Source organism: Microbacterium sp. CIAB417 (genome assembly GCF_022788845.1).
Genome location: NZ_JAHZUT010000005.1, coordinates 536,270 through 558,576, shown reverse-complemented (window position 1 = coordinate 558,576; position 22,307 = coordinate 536,270). Strand labels below are relative to the sequence as shown.

General features: G+C 70.0%; 19 protein-coding genes. 1 reads left to right on the top strand and 18 read right to left on the bottom strand.

Annotated features, from left to right (window positions below; genetic code table 11):
* Nucleotides 1-6: 6 nt before the first annotated feature.
* The 13 genes from poxB to gabT all read right to left on the bottom strand — a co-directional run bounded on the left by poxB (nt 7) and on the right by gabT (nt 15,826).
* Nucleotides 7-1,731 carry a ubiquinone-dependent pyruvate dehydrogenase gene (gene poxB / locus KYX17_RS23550; RefSeq protein ID WP_243229861.1) on the bottom strand — a complete coding sequence of 575 codons (1,725 nt, stop codon included), beginning with the start codon at nt 1,729-1,731 and terminating at the stop codon, nt 7-9.
* A 43-nt stretch (nt 1,732-1,774) separates the two neighbouring features.
* Nucleotides 1,775-2,323 (bottom strand): DUF2165 family protein, encoded by a 549-nt coding sequence (locus tag KYX17_RS23545; RefSeq protein WP_243229860.1) that lies wholly within the window; start codon nt 2,321-2,323, stop codon nt 1,775-1,777.
* Nucleotides 2,320-2,517: a DUF4177 domain-containing protein gene (locus KYX17_RS23540; RefSeq protein ID WP_243229859.1), complete on the bottom strand. Its 198-nt coding sequence runs from the start codon at nt 2,515-2,517 to the stop codon at nt 2,320-2,322. The genes KYX17_RS23545 and KYX17_RS23540 overlap by 4 nt, the downstream gene beginning before the upstream one ends.
* 121 nt (nt 2,518-2,638) lie before the next feature.
* The gene (locus KYX17_RS23535) at nt 2,639-4,063 is read right to left on the bottom strand and encodes a GntP family transporter (RefSeq protein WP_243229858.1); all 1,425 of its coding nucleotides are present in this window, start codon (nt 4,061-4,063) and stop codon (nt 2,639-2,641) included.
* Nucleotides 4,064-4,109: 46 nt separating this feature from the next.
* Nucleotides 4,110-5,000, bottom strand: coding sequence for an NAD(P)-dependent oxidoreductase (locus tag KYX17_RS23530; RefSeq protein WP_243229855.1), 891 nt, complete (start codon nt 4,998-5,000; stop codon nt 4,110-4,112).
* Nucleotides 5,001-5,018: 18 nt separating this feature from the next.
* Nucleotides 5,019-6,422: a four-carbon acid sugar kinase family protein gene (locus KYX17_RS23525; RefSeq protein WP_243229854.1), complete on the bottom strand. Its 1,404-nt coding sequence runs from the start codon at nt 6,420-6,422 to the stop codon at nt 5,019-5,021.
* A gap of 197 nt (nt 6,423-6,619) precedes the next feature.
* Nucleotides 6,620-7,327 (bottom strand): FadR/GntR family transcriptional regulator, encoded by a 708-nt coding sequence (locus KYX17_RS23520; RefSeq protein WP_243229853.1) that lies wholly within the window; start codon nt 7,325-7,327, stop codon nt 6,620-6,622.
* A 321-nt stretch (nt 7,328-7,648) separates the two neighbouring features.
* Nucleotides 7,649-9,010 (bottom strand): NAD-dependent succinate-semialdehyde dehydrogenase, encoded by a 1,362-nt coding sequence (locus tag KYX17_RS23515; protein WP_243229852.1) that lies wholly within the window; start codon nt 9,008-9,010, stop codon nt 7,649-7,651.
* Nucleotides 9,011-9,031: 21 nt separating this feature from the next.
* A complete protein-coding gene (locus tag KYX17_RS23510) occupies nt 9,032-10,504 on the bottom strand; it encodes an NAD-dependent succinate-semialdehyde dehydrogenase (protein WP_243229851.1) in 1,473 nt (490 codons plus the stop codon).
* A 34-nt stretch (nt 10,505-10,538) separates the two neighbouring features.
* On the bottom strand, nt 10,539-12,083 hold the full coding sequence (locus tag KYX17_RS23505; protein ID WP_243229850.1) for an APC family permease: 1,545 nt from the start codon (nt 12,081-12,083) through the stop codon (nt 10,539-10,541).
* Nucleotides 12,083-12,967, bottom strand: coding sequence for a universal stress protein (locus KYX17_RS23500; RefSeq protein WP_243229849.1), 885 nt, complete (start codon nt 12,965-12,967; stop codon nt 12,083-12,085). The genes KYX17_RS23505 and KYX17_RS23500 overlap by 1 nt, the downstream gene beginning before the upstream one ends.
* The gene (locus tag KYX17_RS23495; RefSeq protein ID WP_243229848.1) at nt 12,967-14,352 is read right to left on the bottom strand and encodes an NAD(P)/FAD-dependent oxidoreductase; all 1,386 of its coding nucleotides are present in this window, start codon (nt 14,350-14,352) and stop codon (nt 12,967-12,969) included. The genes KYX17_RS23500 and KYX17_RS23495 overlap by 1 nt, the downstream gene beginning before the upstream one ends.
* A gap of 112 nt (nt 14,353-14,464) precedes the next feature.
* Nucleotides 14,465-15,826, bottom strand: coding sequence for a 4-aminobutyrate--2-oxoglutarate transaminase (gabT, locus tag KYX17_RS23490; protein ID WP_243229847.1), 1,362 nt, complete (start codon nt 15,824-15,826; stop codon nt 14,465-14,467).
* Nucleotides 15,827-15,924: 98 nt separating this feature from the next.
* Here gabT and KYX17_RS23485 point away from each other — a divergent pair, with 98 nt between their 5' ends.
* Nucleotides 15,925-17,412, top strand: coding sequence for a PucR family transcriptional regulator (locus tag KYX17_RS23485; protein ID WP_243229843.1), 1,488 nt, complete (start codon nt 15,925-15,927; stop codon nt 17,410-17,412).
* Nucleotides 17,413-17,431: 19 nt separating this feature from the next.
* Here KYX17_RS23485 and KYX17_RS23480 read toward each other — a convergent pair whose 3' ends face one another.
* The 5 genes from KYX17_RS23480 to KYX17_RS23460 all read right to left on the bottom strand — a co-directional run bounded on the left by KYX17_RS23480 (nt 17,432) and on the right by KYX17_RS23460 (nt 22,290).
* The gene (locus tag KYX17_RS23480; RefSeq protein WP_243229841.1) at nt 17,432-18,415 is read right to left on the bottom strand and encodes a hydroxyacid dehydrogenase; all 984 of its coding nucleotides are present in this window, start codon (nt 18,413-18,415) and stop codon (nt 17,432-17,434) included.
* Complete coding sequence (locus tag KYX17_RS23475) at nt 18,412-19,080, bottom strand: DUF624 domain-containing protein (RefSeq protein ID WP_243229840.1); 669 nt, start codon at nt 19,078-19,080, stop codon at nt 18,412-18,414. Before KYX17_RS23475 ends, KYX17_RS23480 begins: the two co-directional genes overlap by 4 nt.
* 1 nt (nt 19,081) lies before the next feature.
* Nucleotides 19,082-20,005 (bottom strand): carbohydrate ABC transporter permease, encoded by a 924-nt coding sequence (locus tag KYX17_RS23470; RefSeq protein WP_243229839.1) that lies wholly within the window; start codon nt 20,003-20,005, stop codon nt 19,082-19,084.
* On the bottom strand, nt 20,002-20,940 hold the full coding sequence (locus KYX17_RS23465) for a carbohydrate ABC transporter permease (protein WP_243229838.1): 939 nt from the start codon (nt 20,938-20,940) through the stop codon (nt 20,002-20,004). The genes KYX17_RS23470 and KYX17_RS23465 overlap by 4 nt, the downstream gene beginning before the upstream one ends.
* A gap of 69 nt (nt 20,941-21,009) precedes the next feature.
* On the bottom strand, nt 21,010-22,290 hold the full coding sequence (locus tag KYX17_RS23460) for an ABC transporter substrate-binding protein (RefSeq protein ID WP_243229836.1): 1,281 nt from the start codon (nt 22,288-22,290) through the stop codon (nt 21,010-21,012).
* Nucleotides 22,291-22,307 lie beyond the last annotated feature (17 nt).

Genomic DNA, 22,307 nt, shown 5'->3' with positions numbered 1-22,307 from the left:
CCGACCTCAGAAGAGCTGACGCCAGTTCGCCCTGGCGAGATCGAGCAGCTCGTCGCCGCGCCCCGAGAGGACCGTGCGGATGGCGTAGAGCGCGAAGCCCTTCACCTGCGACGCCTCGATCGCCGGCGGCATGGAGAGCTCCTGGCGTTCCGTGACGACGTCGAGCAGTGCGGGACCGTCGTGGGCGAGGACCTCCCGCACGGCATCCGGGAGATCCTCGCTCCGCTCGACCCGGCGCGCGAAGATGCCCAGGGCGTTCGCGACGGCAGCGAAGTCCGGATTCTCCAGGTCCGTGCCGTAGGTGACGAAGCCGGCCGCCTTCATCTCCAGCTCCACGAAGTTCAACGACGAGTTGTTCACCACGATCGTCTTCACGGGCAGGCGGTTCTGGGTGAGGGTGATCAGCTCGCCGAGCATCATCGCCAGTCCGCCGTCGCCGGCCAGCGCGACGACCTGACGGTCGGGGTGCGCGACCTGCGCGCCGATGCCGTGCAGCAGCGCGTTGGCCATCGAGCCGTGGTTGAACGATCCGATCAGGCGCCGGTGCTCGGTCATGGTGAGATAGCGGGCGGCCCAGACTGTGGGAGACCCGACGTCCGCCGTGAAGATCGCATCGTCGTCGGCCTGCTCGTCGAGCAGTCTCGCGAGGTACTGCGGATGGATCGGAGCCCGGCCACGGGACGGCACCGCCAGCTCGTCGAGCTTCTTGCGCGTCTTGCGGTAATGCGTCGTGGCGTCCTCGAGATGCGAGCGGTCGGTGTTCTCCGCCAGACGCGGCAGCAGTGCCTGCGCGGTGGCGCGCACGTCCCCGACGAGGCCGAGGTCGAGCGGATGCCTCTTGCCCAGCTGCGCTCCCCGGATGTCGACCTGGATCGTGGTCGCGCCCTCCGGATAGAACTGCTCGTACGGGAAGTCGCTGCCGAGGACCAGCAGGGCGTCGGCAGCCTCCATCGCGCGGTAACCGGAGGCGAAGCCGAGCAGGCCCGTCATGCCCACGTCGAACGGGTTGTCGTACTCGATGAACTCCTTGCCGCGCAGGGCGTGGACGATCGGCGCGCCGAGACGGTCGGCCAGCGCGATGACGTCGTCGTGCGCTCCCTCGACCCCCGCTCCCGCGAGGATCGTGACCTTCCTGGCGGCATTCAGCAGCGTCGCCGCACGCTCGAGCTCCTCGGCGCCGGGTACGACGACCGGCCGGGCGCGTTCGATGACGGTGGCCCGGTCGTCGCCGATGTCGGCCAGCGCGACGTCCCCGGGGATCACCAGCACCGCGACGCCGCGCTGCTCGATCGCGGAGCGCAGGGCGATCTCGAGCAGCCGGGGCATCTGCCGTGCGTCCGAGACGTACTCGACGTAGACGCTGCATTCGCGGAACAGCTCCTGCGGGTGCGTCTCCTGGAAGTACCCGGTTCCGATCTCGGTCGTCGGAATGTGCGCGGCGATCGCCAGCACGGGCACCCGGGACCGGTTCGCGTCGTACAGCCCATTGATGAGGTGCAGGTTCCCCGGTCCGCACGACCCAGCGACGACCGCGAGCTCTCCGGTGGTCGCGGCATCCGCTGCGGCGGCGAACGCCGCGGCCTCCTCATGGCGGACGTGCACCCAGCGGATGCCCCCGTCCTTGCGAAGGGCGTCGGTGAATCCGTTCAGGGAGTCGCCGGGGATGCCGTAGACCCGGTCGATCCCGTTGGCGCGCAGGTTCGTGACGATGTTCTCAGCGACAGTGGCCATGGTCCGACCCTACGCCGCCCGCGTCACGATGAGGCCGGATGCCTCAGATGCGCTCGGCGGCGGATCGGTCAGCCGGCTCCCGGGTTCCGGCGCTCACGGCGGCCGGCTCGTTCAGCGCCAGGAGGACGGCGAACCCGGTCCACACCGTGACGATGCCCATGGCGGTCTCCTTGCCGTTCCACGTGCTGGACTGCCACATCGCGAACCATTCCGAGCCGATGACGACGAAGCCGATGAACCAGATCGCGAAGCCGAGCGCGAACGCGGCGTAGCCCCAGAACCGCGCCTTGTCGTAGGCGAGGACGTCCGCATCGCGGCGCAGGAACAGCAGGACACCGCCGTAGAGCGCGAGGAACGCGAACACGCCTTCGGCGGCGATGATGCCGATGTACGCGATGGTGTGGATCACGGGGTTGTCGATGGCCCGCCACATGAGGGCGTTGCCTTCGAACGTGGTGTCCATGGAGAGCACGTGGACGACGAACTGGTAGTTGGAGTCGTAGTCCATCAGGTTGCCGGCGAACACGAACAGGCCGAAGAGTCCGGCGATGAACACGACGAAGGCCTGGAGCAGGCGCAGGGGATGCCTCATTGCGGGTGGTCCTTTCGCACGAAGACGAGATCGCATCGCGGTTCGGTGTGCTCGGCGAGCGGGATCAGCTGCACGAACTCCCACCCCTCCGCGGCGCGTTCGCCGATGACGCTCCGGTAGTCGAAGGCGAAGTCCCAGCCGTCGCGACGGCGCACGAGCGGCACGCTGACGAAGGCGTATTCCGCGGTCGGCATGACGTCCCTCCCGTCCTCGGCCCCGGAGACCGGTTGCCTCGATGCTAGCGGGAGCGCACGGCAGAAGGACAGAGGTCCCGGCATCCTGATGCGGATGCCGGGACCTCTGTCCTCGCGCAGGTCAGCCCATCGGGATGACCGCGTAGAGCAGCCAGGTGAGGAGGAAGCCGGCCGCACCCAGCACGGTCGTCAGGGGCGTCCAGGTGCGAAGGCCGTCCTTGACCGACAGCCCGAGGTAGCGCGTGACCACCCAGAAGCCGGAGTCGTTGACATGGCTGAGCCCCAGCGCCCCGTAGCCGATGGCGACCGCCACGAGCGCGATGTGGACGGCGTCGAGTCCGAGGACGGCGACGGTGGGCAGCAGCAGTCCCGCCGTGGTCGTGATGGCCACTGTCGCCGAGCCCTGCGCCGCGCGCATGATGAGCGAGATGAGGAACGCGGCCAGCAGCAGCGGCATCCCGGTGTCCGCGAGCACCTCGGCCACGGCCCCGCCGATCCCGGTCTCGGTGAGGATGCGACCGAACGCGCCTCCCGCACCGGTGATGAGGATGATCACGGCGGCGCTCGGGAGCGCCGACTCCATGACCTCGCCCAGCTTGGCGCCCGACCAGCCGCGGCGCACGCCGAGCAGGAACATCGCGAAGGCGATCGCCACCATGAGCGCGAAGATCGGCTGCCCGATCATCGACAGGAAGCCGTGCCAGAACGTGCCCTCGTCGAAGGACGGCGCGACGGCGGTGCCGAGCATGATGAGAACGAGCGGCAGCAGGATGATCGACAGCACCGTGTACGCGCTCGGGGCCTTCTCGCCCTCGCGCAGTCCGGCGTTCGGGGACGCCTGCTCGGACCCGAAGGCCTCGAACATCTCCTTGGTGGCCTCGATCATCGCGAACTCGCGACGGTTGAGGAACTTCGACACGAGATAGGACAGCACGGCCAGCGGGATCGAGATGATCAGGGCGAAGATCAGCACCCAGCCGATGTCGGCGCCGAGGATCGTCGCGCCGCCGACGATGCCGGGGTGGGGCGGGACGGCGACGTGCACGGCCAGCATGATGCCGGCCACGGGCAGTCCGAACTTGATCGGATTGAGCCCGGCGATCTTCGAGAAGGCGAAGATGATCGGGACGAGGATGATGAATCCGGCGTCGAAGAACACCGGGATCGCGAGGATGCCGGCGGCCGCGACGAGGGCGATGCCGACGCGCTTGGGCCCGAGCCAGGACGTGAACTTGCCGGCGAGCGATTCGGCTCCGCCGGACAGCTCGATGATCTTGCCGAGCATCGATCCGAGCGCGACGAGCACGGCGACCGAGCCGAGCGTTCCGCCGACCCCGGCGATGATCGCCTGGATGATGCCGAGCTGTTCCGGACTCGTCTCAGTCGCAGGGACCGTCGTCATCGGTAGACCGGCGGCGAGGCCGACGACGATGGAGACGAGGATCAGGGCGTAGAACGCCTGCATCTTGAAGCGGATGATCAGCAGGAGCAGCAGGGCAAGGCCCGCCACCCCGATCGCGATCAGGGCGGGAAGAGGGAGCGTCATCGGGTCTCTTCTTTCCGGTGCGCGTGCACCGAGTCGGTTTTCAGGGTCAGGACAGTCGTTCGGGGGCGATCACGCGGATGACCGCGGAGTCGTCGAGGGCGCCGAGGCCCTGTGCCTCGCCGAGCAGGAACAGCTGCTCGGCCGCGGCGGCCACGGGAGTGGACAGGTGAGCGCGCCGGGCCGCGTCGCCGACGATGCCGAGGTCCTTGACGAAGATGTCCAGACGGCTGAGCACCTCGGCCCCCTCCTCGTCGTAGGCCTGCAGCGCCCGAGGACCCCGGTTGCCGAGCATGAACGAGTTCGCCGCGCCGGCGGTGAGCGCCTCGAGGGTCTTCTCGCGGTCCAGCCCCAGCGCGTCCGCGAGGGCGAGCGCTTCGCCGGCCGCCGCGATGTGCACGCCGCACAGCAGCTGGTTCACGGTCTTGAGCGCCTGCCCGTCGCCGGGCCGCTCCCCCACGACCGACAGCGTGGATGCCAGCTGGTCCAGGATCGGACGGGCGATGCCGAGGGCGTCCGGGGTCGCGCCGACGACGATGAGGAGGTCGCCCTCTCCGGCCCGCACGGGGCCACCCGAGAGCGGAGCGTCCACGAGGTGGGCGCCGCGCTCGGCGAGGCGTGCGGCGATGTCGGCGATGCCGTCGGTGCCCACGGTGCTCGTGAGGATGACGACGGAGCCCGCCGCGAGGTGCGGAGCGAGGCCGTCCTCTCCGAAGAGCAGGGCGTCGAGTTGCGCGCCGGTGCGGACGGCCACGAGCACGGCCTCGGCGTCCGCGACCGCCTCGGAGGCGGAGCCCGCGGGCGTCACGCCCTGATCGGCTGCGAGCGCGACGCGCTCGGGGGCGATGTCGAATCCGCGCACGGTGAAGCGTTCGGCGAGCCGGGTCGCCATGGGAAGCCCCATGGCGCCGAGCCCGATGACGGCGACGGTGGTGGTCATCTCGTTCCTTTCCGGAGGTCAGTGGGTGTCGGCCAGCGTCGCGACGACGCGGGCGAGCGAATCCGCGACGCCGACGTTGCCGGCGAAGACGACGTAGGGGATGCCGACGGCGGGGCCGGTCTCCGGCTGCCAGAGCGACACGATGCCGGGGAGCATGGGTCCCAGTACCGTGGCGCGGCGGATCCGGAGCGCTTCGCTGGCGACGTCGCTGGAGGTGATGCCGCCCTTCGCGATCACGAAGCGCGGCGGCGCGATCTCGAGGACACGGCGGACGAGCTCCACGACGCCGCCGGACACCTGGCGCGCGATCTCGAGGCTGGCGTCCCCGGTGGCTCCGGTGACCAGTTCGCGCGTCGTGTGGACGATGACGGTCCCGGACTCGAGCGCCGCCGCCACGGCACGGGACTGCGCCTCCAGGTGCGCTTCGCGCCGGTCGTCGATGAGGCTGGGGACGTCGAGCTCGATCGTGGCGGTGCCCGGCCGGGCGAGACGCAGCGCATCGAGCTGCTGCGTGGTGAGGGGCACGTGACTGCCGACGACGACCAGGCCGCCGCGGTGGTGCGCGAACGGGATGTCCTCGGCGCGGACCGGCTGGGCGATCTCCTGGCCGATGTGGGCGCGGACGTAGGGAGGCCCGACCCGCAGCAGTGCTCCGCGCTCCTTCAGACCGTTCAGCGCGAGCGCTACGACGCGCATGTCCGACTCGTCGACCACGTCGACGGCGACGATCGTGCCGGCGGGCAGTTCCCGCAGGAAGGCGGTGACGGCGTCGACGCCGGAGCGGATGATGTCGATCGTGAGAGCGGCGACGGCATCCGCGGGGATGCGCCCTCCCGTCTTCTCGGCGACCCATTCGCGCAGATCGGAGGAGGCGAATCCGAACGTGGCGTCCTGGGCGAAGGCCGTCTCGCCCACCGGCGTCGCCTCGCCGTCGGTGACCCAGTAGTGCACCGAGTCGACCGTGATGCGCCCCGCCTCGGGGAACGCCGGGACGAGAAGCGTCAGCTCCGGCACCATGCCGCCGTGGGCGGCGATCTCGGCAGCGAGGACATCGGTCTCGAGGGGGAAGTGCCCGCGCAGGGTCGAATCGCTGCGCGACACGAAGGTCACCCGTCGCCCCGCGGCCTCTGCGGCGGCGAGCGCGACCGCGACGATCTCGCGGTTTCGGCGTGCGGCGGTCTCCTCGTCGAGGGAACGGGTGTTGGTCAGGATGTAGACGGCGGCGGCTCCCGTCGCGAAGGCGCCGTCGAGGTCGTCGCGCTCCCAGCGCGTGAGGACCGGGAGATGGGCGACGGACTGCGTCCCGGTCGGATCGTCGTCCAGCACGACGAGGACGTCTCGCGCATCGCGGGCGCGCGCCACGGTCTCGGCGTCGATCTCCACGGGGGCCGGCAGCGGCGCGAGCAGGGCGTCGACGTGCACAGGAACTCCTTCGTTCGAGGGTGTTATCCGATATCAGATAACGACCTTACGCCTCCCCCGCCACTGCCGCAAACCCGACGCCCCACCCCTGCCTGAGCCGCGAGACTTGGCCTGCGGAGCGAGACTTGGCGTGGAGACGTCGGTCTCGCTCTGCAAGGGAAGTCTCGCGTCCTGCGCAGGAGATCGGGGAGCGGAGGTCAGGCGCCCTGGACGTAGTGGAGCAGGTCGGCGCGGGTCTGACGCATATGGCTGGCCATGGCCTCGCGCGCTCCCTCGGCCGAGCGCGTGCGCATCGCCGCCAGCACAGCGGCGTGCTCGGCGAGAGCGTGCTCCCGGATCTCGAAGACCGCGCTCGTCTCGCTGCGGGATTCCTGGAGCAGAGCGGTCAGAGGGCGCACCGAGGCGACCAGGATGCGGTTGTCCGCAGCCTGGAAGATCACGTCGTGGAAGGCGAGGTCGGCCTCCACGAACCCGGGGACGTCGCCGTTGGCATGCGCCGCGTGCATCCGCTCCAGTGTCTCCTTGAGAGCGCGCAGATGCTCGTCCGTGCACCGCGGCGCCGCCAGCTCGGCGGCCCCGGTCTCGAACATCACGCGCATGTCGAGCAGGTCCAGCGCCGCCCGCCGGCGCGCTCCCCCGCTGCGGGAGTACCGGACGACCGCTTCCAGGCCCGTCCATTCGTCCACCGGGGCGATCCGGTGCCTGCTCCCGGGGACCGGGACGATCACTCCCTGCGCCTGCAGCAGGCGCACGCCCTCGCGCAGGGTCAGCCGTGAGACGCCCAGGCCGTCCGCGAGCTCCCCCTCCGGCGGGAGGGGTTCACCCGCGACGAGGCGTCCGGCGATGATCTCGTCGAGCAGGCCGTCGACCACCGCCTGGGTGCGGGTGACGCGCTCAGACTTCATGAGACGGCTCGATCCGGGATGCGGGCATGGATCAACGCTAGCGCGGCGGTGTCGGGGGACGCGGCAGCGGCGTTTCGACTCGCTGCGCTCGCTCAACGAGCGAGGGGTGTGCGAGCGAGGACGGCGGAGCCGACTTCCCCCTCCGCTCGTTGAGCGAGGACGGCGGAGCCGACCGAGTCGAAACGGGCTGACTGCTGAGGCCCATTCGCGAAACGGCGTTTCGACTCGCTGCGCTCGCTCAACGAGCGAGCGAAGGGGGAGCTGCTCGACGAGCGAAGGAGGGCCGGGCCGCGCGGGGGGCGGGCCGGCCCTCCCCGAGTGTCAGGCGATGCGCACGAGCTTCTTGTTCACGAACTCGTCCGCGGCCAGCAGCCCCAGCTCGCGCGAGGTCCCGCTGCGCTTGACCCCGCCGAAGGGAAGCTCCGGGCTGTCGGCAAGGACGAGATTCACGTAGACCATGCCGGCCTCGATCGCGTCCGCGACCCGCTCGGCCTGCGCGGCGTCCGTGGTGAACACGTAGGAGCCGAGCCCGAACGAGGTGTCGTTCGCCAGTGCGACGGCCGCGTCCTCGTCCGCCACGCGGTACACGACCGCTGCGGGGCCGAACAACTCCTCGCGATACACGTCCATGTCGGGCGTGACGTCCGCGAGCAGCGTCGGCGCGAAGAACGCCCCGTCCCTGGTGCCGCCGGTGAGCAGCGTCGCTCCCTGTGCGACGGCCGTGTCCACCTGCTGCTGCAGCCGCTCAGCGGCCGCGAGCGAGGACAGCGGACCGAGGACGGTGTCCTCGTGTGTCGGGTCCTCGGCCTCGATCGCCGCCAGCTTCTGCGTGAACTTCAGCGCGAACTCGTCGTAGAGCCCGTCGACGACGATGAACCGCTTCGCCCCGTTGCAGGACTGGCCGTTGTTGTCGATGCGCGCGTCGACGGCGGCCTGCACGACGGCATCCAGGTCGTCCGCGGAGAGGACGATGAACGGATCCGATCCACCGAGCTCCAACGCGACCTTCTTCAGGTTGCGTCCGGCGACCTCCGCGACCGCCGCGCCCGCGCGCTCCGAACCGGTGATCGAGACGCCCTGGATCCGCGAGTCGGCAATGATCGCGGCGGCCTGATCGTTCGTGGCGTAGACGTTGACGTACCCTCCGTCGGGAAGACCGGCGTCGGAGTAGATCCGCTCGAGGAACGCCGCGGACTCCGGGCACTGCGGCGCATGCTTGAGGATGATCGTGTTGCCGATCGCGAGGTTCGGCGCGGCGAAGCGGGCGACCTGATAGGCGGGGAAGTTCCAGGGCATGATGCCCAGGAGCGCGCCGAGCGGCGCGCGGCGCACCACGGCGGTGCCCTCCCCCAGGATGTCCAGGGGCTGGTCAGACGTGATCCGGTCGATGTTGTCGGCGTAGAACTCCACGATGTCGGCGGCGAAGTCCACCTCGCCGACGGCGGCCGCGATGGGCTTGCCCATCTCGCGCACGATGATCGCCGCGAACTCGTCGCGACGCTCGCGGTGCAGCTCGGCGATGCGGCGGATGACCCCCGCCCGCTCGGCCGGTGGGGTCCGGCCCCAGGTGCGGGCCGCCGAGGAGGCGCGCGCCACGGCATCCTCGATCTGGGCGTCCGTGAACGTGTCGTACTCGGCGATGGTCTGCCCCGTGGCGGGGTTGACGACGGCGTACTCGGTCATCTCTGGCGTCCTCTCGCTGTCTCAGTTCGGGATCAGGGTGTACTTCGTGGACAGATATTCGTGGATGCCCTCGGCGCCGCCCTCGCGACCGACGCCCGACTGCTTCACGCCTCCGAACGGGGCGGCCGCGTTCGAGACCACGCCGACGTTCAGGCCCATCATGCCGGTCTCGAGCGCATCGATCATCCGGTGCCCGCGAGCGAGATCCTCGGTGAACACGTAGGAGACGAGACCGTACTCGGTGTCGTTGGCGAGACGGACGGCCTCCTCCTCCGTGTCGAACGTCGCGATGGCGAGGACCGGACCGAAGATCTCCTCGCGGAGGATGTCGCTTCCTGCCGCGACCTCGGTGATCACCGTCGGCTCGAAGAACGTCCCGACGCCGTCGATCGCGTTGCCGCCCGCGAGCACGCGAGCGCCGCGCGAGACCGCGTCGCCGACGAGCTCGGATGCCTTCGCGACGGCGTCCTCGTCGATGAGCGGGCCGATGGCGACGCCCTCCTCAGTGCCGCGTCCGATCTTCATCGCCCTGACCCGTTCGGCGACCCGGTCGGCGAACTCCTCGGCCACGGCGGAGTGCACGATGAAGCGGTTCGCCGCTGTGCAGGCCTGCCCGATGTTGCGGAACTTCGCCGCCATCGCTCCGTCCACGGCCTTGTCGAGATCGGCGTCCTCGAACACCACGAAGGGAGCGTTGCCGCCGAGCTCCATCGAGACCCGGAGCACGCCCTCGGCCGCCTGCGCGATGAGCTTGCGTCCGACCTCGGTGGATCCGGTGAACGACAGCTTGCGCAGTCGCGGGTCGGCGATGATCGGCGCGGACAGCTTCGACGAGGACGAGGTCTGCACGACGTTGACGACGCCGGCGGGAAGCCCGGCCTCTTCGAGCAGCCTGGTGAAGTAGATCGTCGTGAGCGGGGTGAGGGCCGGGGGCTTGATGACCACCGTGCACCCCGCGGCGAGCGCGGGGGCGATCTTGCGCGTCGCCATCGCGAACGGGAAGTTCCACGGCGTCACGAAGAACGAGGGCCCCACGGGACGCTGCGACACGATCATGCGCCCCGTGCCTTCGGGGTTGGCGCCGTAGCGACCGGAGATGCGCACGGCCTCCTCGCTGAACCAGCGCAGGAACTCGCCGCCGTACACCACCTCCCCGCGCGCCTCGGCCAGGGGCTTGCCCATCTCGAGGGTCATCAGCAGCGCCAGGTCCTCCTTGTGCGCCTGCACCAGGTCGAACGCCCGGCGCAGGATGTCGCTGCGCGTGCGCGGGGCGGTCGCCGCCCACTCCTCCTGGGCGGCCACGGCGGCATCCAGGGCACGGATGCCGTCCTCCGGCGTCGCATCCGCGATGGTGCGGATCACGGCGTTCGTCGCCGGGTCGTGCACCTCGAAGGTGCGGCCGCCGGAGGCGTCCTGCCAGATCCCGCCGATGTACAGGCCGGTCGGGACGCTGTCCAGCAGCGCCTGCTCGTCGGGGGCGAGTGCGGATGTCATCGTCGTCTCTCTTTCGTCTCTCTCGGGTTTCTGCTCAGCGGCGCCGGATGCTCGGCGGGGCGTCCATGCCCAGTGTCTCTCCGCGGAAGAAGGCCGGGCGCCGGATCGACTGCCAGATCATGATCGCGATCCCGACCACGATGATGCCGACGCCGAGGATGAACACCAGCCCGACCCCGCCGATGCTGGAGCCCGAGCCGTAGCCGGGGTCCATGGAGTCGATGAGGGTCGTCACGAACAGCACCGCGAGGATCGCGCCGCCCACCAGCGGGAACAGGAAGGTGAAGAAGAAGCTGCGCGCCGAGTCGAACCACTGCCGACGGAAGTACCACACGCACGCGAACGCCGTCAGGCCGTAGTAGAAGCAGATCATCATCCCGAGCGACAGGATCGTGTCGGTGAGCACGTTCTCGCTCACGAGCCGCATGACCGCGTAGAACACGCTCGCGACGACCGCCGACACGATCGTGGCGAAACCGGGCGTGAAGAAGCGCGGACTCACCCGCGCGAAGGTCTTCGGCAGCGCGCCGTAGTACCCCATGGCGAGCAGCGTCCTGGCCGGGCCCACGGCGGTCGACTGCAGCGAGGCCGCCGAGCTCGACAGCACCGCGAGCGACACGAGGAACGCGAGGGGGCCGAGCACAGGATCGGACAGGGCGAAGAACACGTTCGCGGAGATGTCCTCGTTCGCGAGCCCCAGCGCGCCCGTGCCGACGCCCGCGAACATCATCAGCCCGATCGACAGCAGCAGGTACAGGCTCACGACGATCACGACCGTGACCATGGCCGCGCGACCGGGGGTCTTCTCCGGGTCCTTGGTCTCCTCGTTCATCGTGAGCACCACGTCCCAGCCCCAGAAGATGAAGATCGACAGCGACAGGCCGGCGGCGAACGCGCTGAACGACGACACCTCGAACGGGTTGAACCACGACCAGGAGAACGCCGTCGGGTCGGGCGCCTCGCCCTGCACGGACCTGACGATCGCGACGACCGCGAACACCACGAGCACGACCACCTGGAACCCGACCAGGACGTACTGGAACTTCTGGGTGGTCTGCATGTCCCGGTACGAGACGAGCGTCGCGCCGAGCATGAACAGCAGGCACACGGCCACGTTGATGAACGGGTTGAAGGCGAGGTCCGCGATGGCCGGGTTGCCTGTGATCTGCGAGATCAGCAGGAACAGGAACTCCACGGCGATGCCGGCGAGGTTCGACAGCACGATCACGGTCGCGGCGACCAGACCCCAGCCGGTCATCCAGCCGATCCAGGGGCCGAAGGCGCGCACGCCCCACGTGAACGAGGTCCCCGAGTCCGGCATCACCCTGTTCAGTTCGCGATAGCCGAACGCCGTCAGCAGCATCGGGATGAATCCGACGAGGATGATCGCCGGCACCTGCGTGCCGACCTCCGCCACTGTCGGGCCGAGCGATGCGGTCAGCGTGTAGGCCGGGGCGATCGTGGAGACGCCGATCACGACGGCGCCGAGCACTCCGACCGCGCCGGCGCTCAGGCCCTTCTGCGAGATGCCGGTCGTGACGGCGGAGACGGGCTCCGTCGCCCGATTGGTGCTGCTCATCAGCGGTCTCCTGCTTCGGCGCGGGTGCGCGGGACGACGATCATGGGGACGGGCAGCTCGTGCAGCATCTTCGCCGCCGTGGAGCCCAGGAAGAGGCGTCTCGGCTGCGCCAGACGCGAGGAGCCGACGAGGATGACCTCGCCGGGGAGCCAGGACAGATGCGCGACGGCGTCCTCGACGCTGTCGCCGCCGGCCTGCTCGACCTCCGTGGCGATGCGCTCGTCCACCGCGGCCCGCGCCTTCTCCAGCACCGACTGCGCGTAGTCGTCCGTCACGATGCCGATCGCCGCGGTGTCCAGCCCGGGAGGGACGTCGAGCGGCATCAGCGACACCAGGCGAAGCGGGACTCCGGCGACGCTGGCGACGGTGGTCGCCTCGTCGAGCAGAGCGTCCGCACCGGGTCGGATGCCGATCGCCGCCGTCACCCGCGGGAGCGCGTGATCGTCCTCGCGGGCGATGCCCGCCGGCGCTAGAGCGACGGGGATCGTCGAGGAGTGCAGCAGCTCGGAGGCGACGCTGCCGAGCCGATGCCGTCCGAACAGGCCGCCGCCGGCGGCTCCGACGACGATCAGGCGTGCGCCGAACTCCTCACCCGCCGCGATCAGCCCCTCGGCGAACGACTCGGCGAAGCGCACATGGCCGGTGCGGGTGAGCTCGGGCGGCAGCGTGCCGATCGCATCCGACAGCCACTGCCGCGCCTGCGCCCTGATGTGCTCGGCGTAGGCCCGCTCCGGCGCGACGATGGGGCTGCGCGTCCCCTCGGTGGGGAGCACGATCACGAGGTGGAGCCGCGCTCCGAGACTGCGCGCGAGGCGCGCGCCCAGTGCCGCGGCGTCCGCCCCGGCATCCGTCGCCGTGTAGCCGACGACGATGGCGCCGGCCATCAGCTCGCGCTCTCGAGAACGGCGCCGGACTCGCGGCTCGCGGAGACGATCGCCGACGCGACGAGGCGTCCCATGCGGATCGCGCCGTCCACGTGCTGGTATCCGGCGCCGGCCATGTCGCTGCACGCGAAGTGGATCGGGCCGACCGGGGTGCGCAGGTCGGGTCCGTAGCGATGCAGCCCGCCGAGGTCGAAGCTCGCGGCGTAGGCGCCGCGGGTCCACTCCTCGCTGCCCCAATCGCTCTCGTAGTACACGACCGGGTTCTTCGCCTCCGGGCCGTAGTAGTGCGACAGGGACTCGAGGATGCGCTCGCGGCGCTCCTCGGCGCTCAGCGTGAAGAGGTCGTCCGCGTTCCGATCGCTGACGAAGCCGACGAGGGTCCCCCGCTCGTCTCCGTGGTTGGTGTTGTCGTAGGCCTCGTGCGACAGCTCGTACGGACTGAACGCGGTCCCCGACAGGCCCTGCTCGCGCCAGAACGGCCGGTCGTACACGGCGTGCACTTTGATCACGAACCCCATCGAGAGGTGCTGGTGCAGCTGATGCTGCCGGCGCGGCAGCGGCGGGACGAACGAGATGCGGTTGTAGAGGATCGGCGCGTGAGCGAGGATCGCGAAGCGCGCGCGGACCGTGTGCTCGTCGGTCTCGGCGACCACGGAGCCGTCGTTCCACTCCAGCCGGCGGACCGGCTGGTTCAGCAGCACGTCGTCGCCGAGCCGTTCGGCGAGCAGAAGCGGGACCTGCTGAAGGCCTCCGACGACCCGCTTGTCGAGGATGAAGTCGGCGTCCACGAGGTTCGAGTACGAACCGGCCGACGCCGCCATGAGCAGCGACTGCAGCAGCGAGAACGCGTGCGTGGGCTTGGTGAGCATGGCCGAACCGGTCGCGAACGCGAGATTGCGGACGGCCTCGTCGTCTTCGGTCTGCGCGCGCAGCCAGGCGTCCCAGGAGATCTCGTCCCATTCCTGCGCCTTCGGGTGCTCCCACGGACGATCCGGGTCGATCTCCGCCACCATGGCGTCCAGGCGCTCGGTGATCTCGGCGATCACCCGCTCGGTCTCGGGGGCCACCGGGAACATCTCGCCGGTGAACCGTCGCGCGACGCCGTCGGGGCCGACGTACACGCTGTCGCCCTCGCGGTAGCGGCTGAAGGTCGTGAGCCCCAGTTCCGCGATGGTCTCGATCAGCGCGTCCTGGTCGGGCGAGACCCATTGACCGCCGATCTCGAGCATCGCCGTGTCGATCACGTCCGTCCACAGGCGCCCGCCGACGCGGTCCCGCGCCTCGAGCACCGCGACCGACAGTCCGGCCTTGCGCAGATCGTTGGCCGCCGTGAGCCCGGCGGCTCCGGCGCCGATGACGACGACGTCGCGTGAGATGTCGGCCATGTGCAGCTCCTTCGTTGTGTTCGCGTCAGCGCGGATGCCGGGCGGCCCCGGCGCCGCTGGAGTGTGCCGGTCGCGGCCCGAAATCCCCCGATCCGAGCCGCGACCGGACGTTCTAGGCCGCCGCCAGCGCCTCGGCGATGATGTCGAGGCCCTCGTTCAGCAGGTCGTCCCCGATCGAGAGCGGCGGGAGGAAGCGGATCACGTTGCCGTAGGTGCCGCAGGTGAGGACGATGACGCCCTGTGCGATCGCGGCCTTGGCCACGGCCGCGGTGAGCGCGGCATCCGGAGCCTTCGTCTCGGGGTCGACGAACTCGGCGGCGACCATCGCGCCGTGTCCGCGGACGTCGCCGACGCGGGCGTCGCCCTGCTGGATCGCGGTGAGCCGCGTCTTCAGCACGTCCCCGATCTCGCGGGCGCGCTCGATGACGCCGTCGTTCTCGAAGACGTCGAGCGCGGCGAGGGCCGCAGCGCACGCGATGGGGTTGCCGCCGTAGGTGCCGCCGAGACCGCCGGAGTGCGAGGCGTCCATGATCTCGGCTCTGCCGGTGACCGCCGCGAGCGGGAGTCCGCCCGCGATGCCCTTTGCCGTCGTGATCAGGTCGGGCTCGATGCCGAAGATCTCGCTGGCGAACATGGCTCCGGTGCGGGCGAAGCCCGTCTGCACCTCGTCGGCGATGAAGACCACGCCGTTGGCGCGGCACCAGTCGACGATCGCGGGCAGGAAGCCGTCGGCGGGGACGATGAATCCGCCCTCGCCCTGAATCGGCTCGATGATGACGGCGGCGAGGTTGTCGGCGCCGATCTGCTTCTCGAGCTGGCTGATCGCGCGGGCCGCCGCGTCCTCTCCCGACAGCCCGTCGCGGAACGGGTAGGACGTCGAGGCGCGGTACACCTCGGGGGCGAACGGGCCGAACCCGCTCTTGTACGGCATCGCCTTGGCGGTGAGCGCCATGGTGAGGTTCGTGCGGCCGTGGTAGCCGTGATCGAAGGCCGCGACGGCCGGGCGGCCGGTGTGCTTGCGGGCGATCTTGATCGCGTTCTCGACCGCTTCCGCGCCGGAGTTGAACAGCGCGCTCTTCTTCGCGAAGTCGCCGGGGGTCAGTCGGTTCAGTGCCTCGGCGACGGCGACGTACGACTCGTACGGCGAGATCATGAAGCAGGTGTGCGTGAACTGCGCGGCCTGCGCGGCGACGGCCGCCGCCACCTTCGGGTGCGCGTTGCCGACGGTGGTCACGGCGATGCCGGATCCGAGGTCGATGAGCGAGTTGCCGTCCGCGTCGACGACGACTCCTCCACCCGCGGCCACCGCCGCGATCGGGATGGTGTGGCCGACACCGGCGGGCACGGCATCCGCCTTGCGCGCGAGGAGGTCGGCCGAGCGCGGGCCGGGGAGGTCGGTGACGAGGCGGCGCTCCTGCGGGAGTTCGGGGCCGCCGAGCGGAAGGGTGTCGGTCGCGGAGTCGAGAAGGGCCATGCCGCGAGCGTAGGCCGCGACCGGATGCCGATGCACTCGCCGCTCTGTACAATCTGTCTCGAGGATTCGCCGTCTCGTACATCGGAGAGGGAGAGGTCGTGGAGGAACCGACGCTTCGGGCGCTGCTGCGACGCCCGGATCTCCGACTGCGGCTGGTGTCCGAGGAGCGACGACTGCGCGACGGCGCGCTGGATCGGCCGCTGCGCTGGGTGCACTCCTCCGATCTCGCCGACCCGACCCCTTTCCTCGCGGACGAGCTCGCTCTCCTGACCACAGGGACGCAGTTCGCCGACGGCGATGCCGCCGGCGCGGCCGCCTACGTCGGCCGGCTGCAGGAGCGCGGTGTCGTGGGGCTCGGCTTCGGCAGCGAGGTCCACCGCACCGGCGTCCCGCCGGAGCTGATCGAGGCCTGCGAGGCGGCCGGCATGCCTCTGTTCGAGGTTCCGTACGAGACGCCGTTCATCGCCGTCGCGCGCGCGCACTCCGAGGCGATCGCCGCGCAGGCGTACGCACGCCGGACCTGGGCGCTGGACGCCCAGCGCGCGCTCGCGATCGCGGCGCTGAGACCCCGCGGACTCTTCGCGACCCTGGCCGAGCTCGCCCGGCGCCTCGAGCGCTGGGTGGGCATGTTCGACGCCGCGGGCGTGCTCGTCCACGAGCACCCTCAGGGCGGACTCGCGCCGGAGGATGCCGCGGCGCTGGCCTCGCGCGCCGCGGACCTGCTCGCCCGGGGAGGGCAGGCCGGCCAGTCCCTCACCCTCGGAACCGCGTCGTACACTCTGTTCACGCTGGGGCGCGGCGGGCACCTGCGCGGCGTCATCGCGATCGCGACCGCGTCGCTGGATGCCGAGGCCCGCGCCGTCGTCACCTCGGTGATCGCGATGGCGGGACTCGCGCTCGAGCAGAACGAGCAGCTCGCGCGCAGTCGTCGGCGCCTGCGCAGCCAGGTGCTCGCCTCGCTGATGCTGGACGATCCGACCCTGGCGCGCCGCGTGCTCGGCTCGTTCCCGCACGCCCCCATGCTGGTCGCGATCGCCGACGCCGACGCACCCCTGGAGGCGGTGGAGGAGTTCTGGGAGCGGCACAGGTCGGACGGGGCGACCGGGGTGTTCACCGCGGAGTCCGACGACGGGTTCGTGATGTGCGTCGCTGAGGAGGACGGAGCGCTGTTCGACGAGATCTCCGCGCGCTTCGGCATCCGGATCGGCGTGTCCGAGCCGGAGCACTACGCGCGGTTCTCGCATGCCCACGCTCAGGCCGCCGCGGCGCTGCGGCGCGGCCGGTCGGGTGTCGTGCGGTTCGCCGACACGGTCTCGGACAGCATCCTCACGGCGTTCGCGACCGACGAGGCACGGCTGATCGCAGAATCCCGGCTGGCGCCGCTGCGTGCGCATCCGGATCTGGAGCAGTCGCTGCGGGTGTGGCTCGAGCACGACGCGCGCATCGAGCAGGCGGCGTCGGCCCTCGGCATCCATCGTCACACGCTGCGTGCGCGCATCGTCCAGGCGTCGGGGCTGCTCGGCCGGGACCTGTCGTCGTTCCCCGCGCGCGCCGAGCTGTGGGCGGCTCTGCAGACCGTCCGCTGATCCCGTCTCCCCGCTGAGGTCAGGCGCTGAGCTCCATGTCGCGGCGGGTGATCGCTCCGGCCAGCTCGCCGCCGCGCAGCAGGGTCTCGATGTCGTCGAGGGCGGAATCCGCGAGACGGCGCACCTCGGTGCCCATGGAACCCGCGATGTGCGGCGTCAGGGCGACGTTCGGCAGCCGGCGCAGCGGTGCGTCCACGGGCAGCGGATCGGGATCGGTGACGTCGAGCACGGCGTCGATCCGCCCCGAGGCGCATTCGTGCAGCAGCGCGTCGTGGTCGATGAGCGACCCGCGTGCGGTGTTGATCACCGTGGCTCCGTCGCGCAGGGCCGCGAGCTGCGCCCGCCCGATCATGTGCCGCGTCTCGGGCAGCGCGGGCGCATGCAGCGAGAGGACGTCGGTCCTGGGCAGCATGTCCGCGAGCGGGACGAGCTCGCCTCCCGCCGCCGCGACCGTCCCGGCGTCGACGAACGGATCCGCCACGAGGACCGTGACGCCGTCCAGCTGCTGCAGCATCCGCACGACGCGACGTCCGATCCGCGAGAACCCGACGATGCCGACCGTGCGTCCGACGCGCCCGTAGGCGCCGGAGCCGACCAGGTCGCCCCAGCCGAAGGATTCGCTCGCCTGGTTGCGAACGTGCACGAACGCGCGCTTGAAGGCGAGCACGATCGAGGCGAAGGTGAACTCCGCGACCGGGACCGCATTGGCGTCGGCGGCGGAGGTCACGACGATTCCGCGCTCCCAGAGCTCGTCGGAGACCAGGCCCTGGACGCTCCCGGCCGCGTGCACGACCGCGCGCAGCTGCGGCATCCGGTCGAGAAGGTCGGCGTCGAGACGCGGTGCACCCCAGGACGTCAGGAGGATCTCCGTGTCTCCGAACGCTCCCGCGTCCAGACGAAGCGACCGAGCCGACGAGAGCGACCTCAGCCGCTGCATCCGCACCTCGTCGAACAGCAGGTCGAACACCTCGGGGCTCATGGCGGTGCGGATGACCCCGCTCACGCGCGGACCTCGTCGATCTCGAGGACGGGCCGCAGAGTGTGCCGGCTGTTCGCCCACGCGACGTAGAGCGCCGGGGCCGCGGTGAGCCCGATGGCGATCGCCGGCATGGTCGTGAACAGCGCCGCCTGCACGGCGAGGACGGCGAAGGACAGCGCCGTCAGGTACCAGCGCCGGTTGCCGAGGTACACCGCCGCCCGGACGACGTCGCGCAGCCGCGCGCCGGGCGCTTCGGCGAGCGCGACGAGACCGATCAGCACGACGGCGAGCGCGAGCAGGGTCAGGATGCCGAGCACCGGGACGACCGCCACGGATGCGGCCGTGCCCGAGAGCACGCGCACGTCGACGAGGAGGACCACCACAAGCGCGGTGCCGCCGAGGCCGAGCAGCATGGCCCTGCGCCACGTCGTCCGCCATCCGCGCCAGAAAGCGCGGACGACCTGTGTCTCGCCCGCGGCGTGCTCGCGGAACGTGGCGAACGCGGCGGACAGCGCGGGCGCCGCGAGCGGGGCCGCCGCGGCCAGCAGAGGCCAGGAGTGCACCGGATCGGTCGTGAAGAGGAGCAGGATCAGCGGGGCCGCCGCCACGAGGACCAGCAGGTTGACCATGAGCCCCAGGTGGACGACGCCGAGGATCGCCGCCCAGGTGCTGTGCGAGACGCGCTTCATCTCAACCCTTCATCCCGCTCGTCGCGATGCCCTCGACGAAGTACTTCTGGCCGAGCAGGAAGATGACGGCGATCGGGATGACCGAGATCGTCAGCCCTGCGAACAGCAGCGCGTAGTTGGTGTCGAACAGGTTGCTCACGAAGCTCTTGAGACCGAGCTGGATCGTCCACAGTTCGGGATCGCGCAGGTAGATCAGCGGACCGAGGTAGTCGTTCCAGGTGTTGACGAAGGTCAGCAGCGTCAGGCTCGCGATCGCGGGCACCGACAGCGGCACCATGATGCGCCGCCAGATCCCGTACTCGCTGAGGCCGTCCAGGCGCGCGGCCTCGCTGAGCTCCTCGGGGATGGTCTCGTAGTACTGCTTCATGAGGAACACCCCGAACGCGCCGAACGCCTGCAGCAGGATGATCGCCCACAGCGTGTTCGAGACCTTCAGGTTCGAGAGCAGGATGAACTGCGGGATCATGTAGGACTGCCACGGCACGGCGATCGTGCCGATGTAGGCGAGGAACAGGATGTCGCGGCCGGCGAATCTCATGCGCGCGAAGCCGTACGCGGCGAAGGAGCCGGTGAGCACCTGGAGGAACGTCACCGACACCGCCAGGACCAGCGTGTTGCGGATCCAGGTGAGCATGTCGGACTGGGTCCAGATGTCGAGGTAGTTCTGCCACACGAAGGTGTCCGGGATCCAGACCACCGGGACGGAGAACACCTCGTTCGTCGTCTTCAGCGAGCTCATGATCATCCAGAAGAACGGCGCGAGCAGTCCGATCGCCGCGAGAACGAGCGCGACGTAGCCGAGGACGCGGCCGACGCGCCGGCCGGCGGACGACTGCCCGACCCGACGTGCGGGAGCGGGCGAGGGATCGGTCAGCCGGCGCAGAGGACGCCGCCCGGTGACGACGAGTTCGGTCTGGGTCATCATGCGCTCCGCTTCTTGTTCCACAGGAACTGACCGATGGTGACGAGGATGCAGAGGAAGAACAACGCGACGGCCGCGGCGGACGCATAGCCGAACTGCGACTCCTCGAAGCCCTTCCTGTAGATGAACTGCGACAGCACGAGGGTCGCCTGGCCGGGGCCGCCGTCGGTCATCACGAGGATGAGGTCGAAGATCTTGAACGAGTTGATCGTCAGCATCACCGTGACGAAGAACATGGTCGGTCGCAGGCACGGCAGGGTGACGTTCACGAAGCGCTGCCACACGTTCGCGCCGTCCACGCGAGCGGCTTCGTGCAGTTCGCGCGGCACGGTCTGGAGCCCGGCGAGGAACAGGATCATGTAGTAGCCCATGTCGCGCCAGGTCGAGACGATCACGACGGCGGGCATCGCCCACTCCGCCGAGGTGAGCCACCCCGGCGGGTTCTGGATGCCGAGAGCCCGGAGGATCTCGTTGACGGGTCCGTAGTCCGGGCTGAACAGCAGGTTCCAGACGACCGCGATCGCGACGATCGAGGTGATGTACGGGAAGAACGCCGCCGTCCGGAAGAACGCGACTCCGCGGAGCTTGTTGTTCAGCAGCAGCGCGAGCCCCAGCGACACGACGATCGTCAGCGGGATGTGCATGACGGAGTAGTAGATGGTGTTCCAGAACGCGATGTGGAAGCTGCCGTCCCCCATCAGCCGTTCGAAGTTCGCAAGGCCCACCCAGTCCGCCTTGCCGAACACGTTCCAGTTCGTGAACGCCATGTAGAACAGGATCAGAACGGGCAGCAGGGTCAGGAATCCGAACCCGGCGAAGTTCGGCAGGATGAAGCTCCAGCCGATCAGGGCGTTGCGGCGGCGCAGCGCCGAACGTCGCCGCTTCACCGGCGCCTCCGGGGGCTTCGGTCCGACGGCGGGTGCCTCGGTCGTTGTCATGTCGTCTCCTGGGTGGATGCGGATGCCGGTGAGGCGTGGGGCCGGCCGTCGGCCGGCCCCACGCGGGCGTCAGTCGAGGCCGACTTCGCTCTCGACCCGCTGCTCGGCGGTCGCGATCGCGTCCTCGACCGTCTCGGACCCGGACAGGACGGCGGTGTGCAGATCGGCGAGGATGCCCTGGATCGCGGCGGTCTTGTTCGACGTGGGGTTCTCCGGCAGCGTCTCGTGCGTCGCCCAGGCGAAGCTCGACAGCTCGTCGGCGGGAGAGCCCTCGACGGAGAAGTACGCCTCGGCGATCGCGTCGTTCGTCAGCGCCGGGGTGATGCCGATGCCGGCCAGCAGCGTCGCCGCCTCCTCCGACGAGGCGAACTCGAGGAACGCCTTGGCCGCGTCGGTCTTGGCGGAATCGATGTTCGCGTTGATGCCGAAGCCGGTCGGGTCTCCGAACGTCACCGGGGTGGCCTCGGTGCCGGTGGTCGACTCGTCCGCCTGCGGAACGGGAGCGATGCCCCACTCGAACTCGTTCGCCTCGCCGGACGCCTGCTGAGCGATCAGGGTCGCGGTGTACCAGGTGCCCATGAGCATCATCGCGGCCTTCTGCGTGCCGAACTCGCCCTGGTAGGTCAGCTGGTTCGCCTTGGCCGTGTTGAAGTCGACCTGCGCTCCGGCATCCTGCAGCGCCAGCGTGCGCTCGTAGTAGTCCGCGAGGTTGCTGAAGTCGCCCTCGAGGATGTCGGTGCCGGTCTGCGCGTTGGCGAAGCCCTGCACGGTGGACTGCCAGTTGTGCAGGTAGGCGCCCTTGGAGGCGTCGGTCGTGAGCGCCTCGGCGGCGGCGTCGTAGTCCTCCCACGTCCAGCTTCCGTCCGGGTAGGAGACGCCCGCCGCATCGAACAGCGCCTTGTTGTAGAAGAGCACCCAGGAGTCCTGGCGATACGGCGTGGCGTAGGCCACCCCGTCGACCTCATAGGACTCGGCTCCGCCGATGCCGTCCGGCAGCGGCACGTCGGACACGTCCAGCAGCTGGCCGCCCTCCTGGAAGGTCGTGAGGTACTTGACCTCCTTCTGCGTGATGATGTCGGGTCCGGACCCCGCGGCCAGGTCGGCCGTGACCAGGGTGTTGTACTCCGTGGGGTCGTACTCCTTCAGTTCGACCTGCACGTTGTCGTGCTTCTTCTCGAACTCGTCGGCGAGCAGCTGGAACTCGGGCGTCGTGTCGATGCTCCACGCGGAGACGGTCAGGGTGACCGGCGCGTCGGGATCGGCGGCTTCTCCGGAGTCGCCGCTGCAGCCGGCGAGGGTCAGGGCCGCGACGGCGGCGATGCTGCCTGCGGCGAGGATCTTGCGGTTCATGGGTGCTGCTCCTTTGC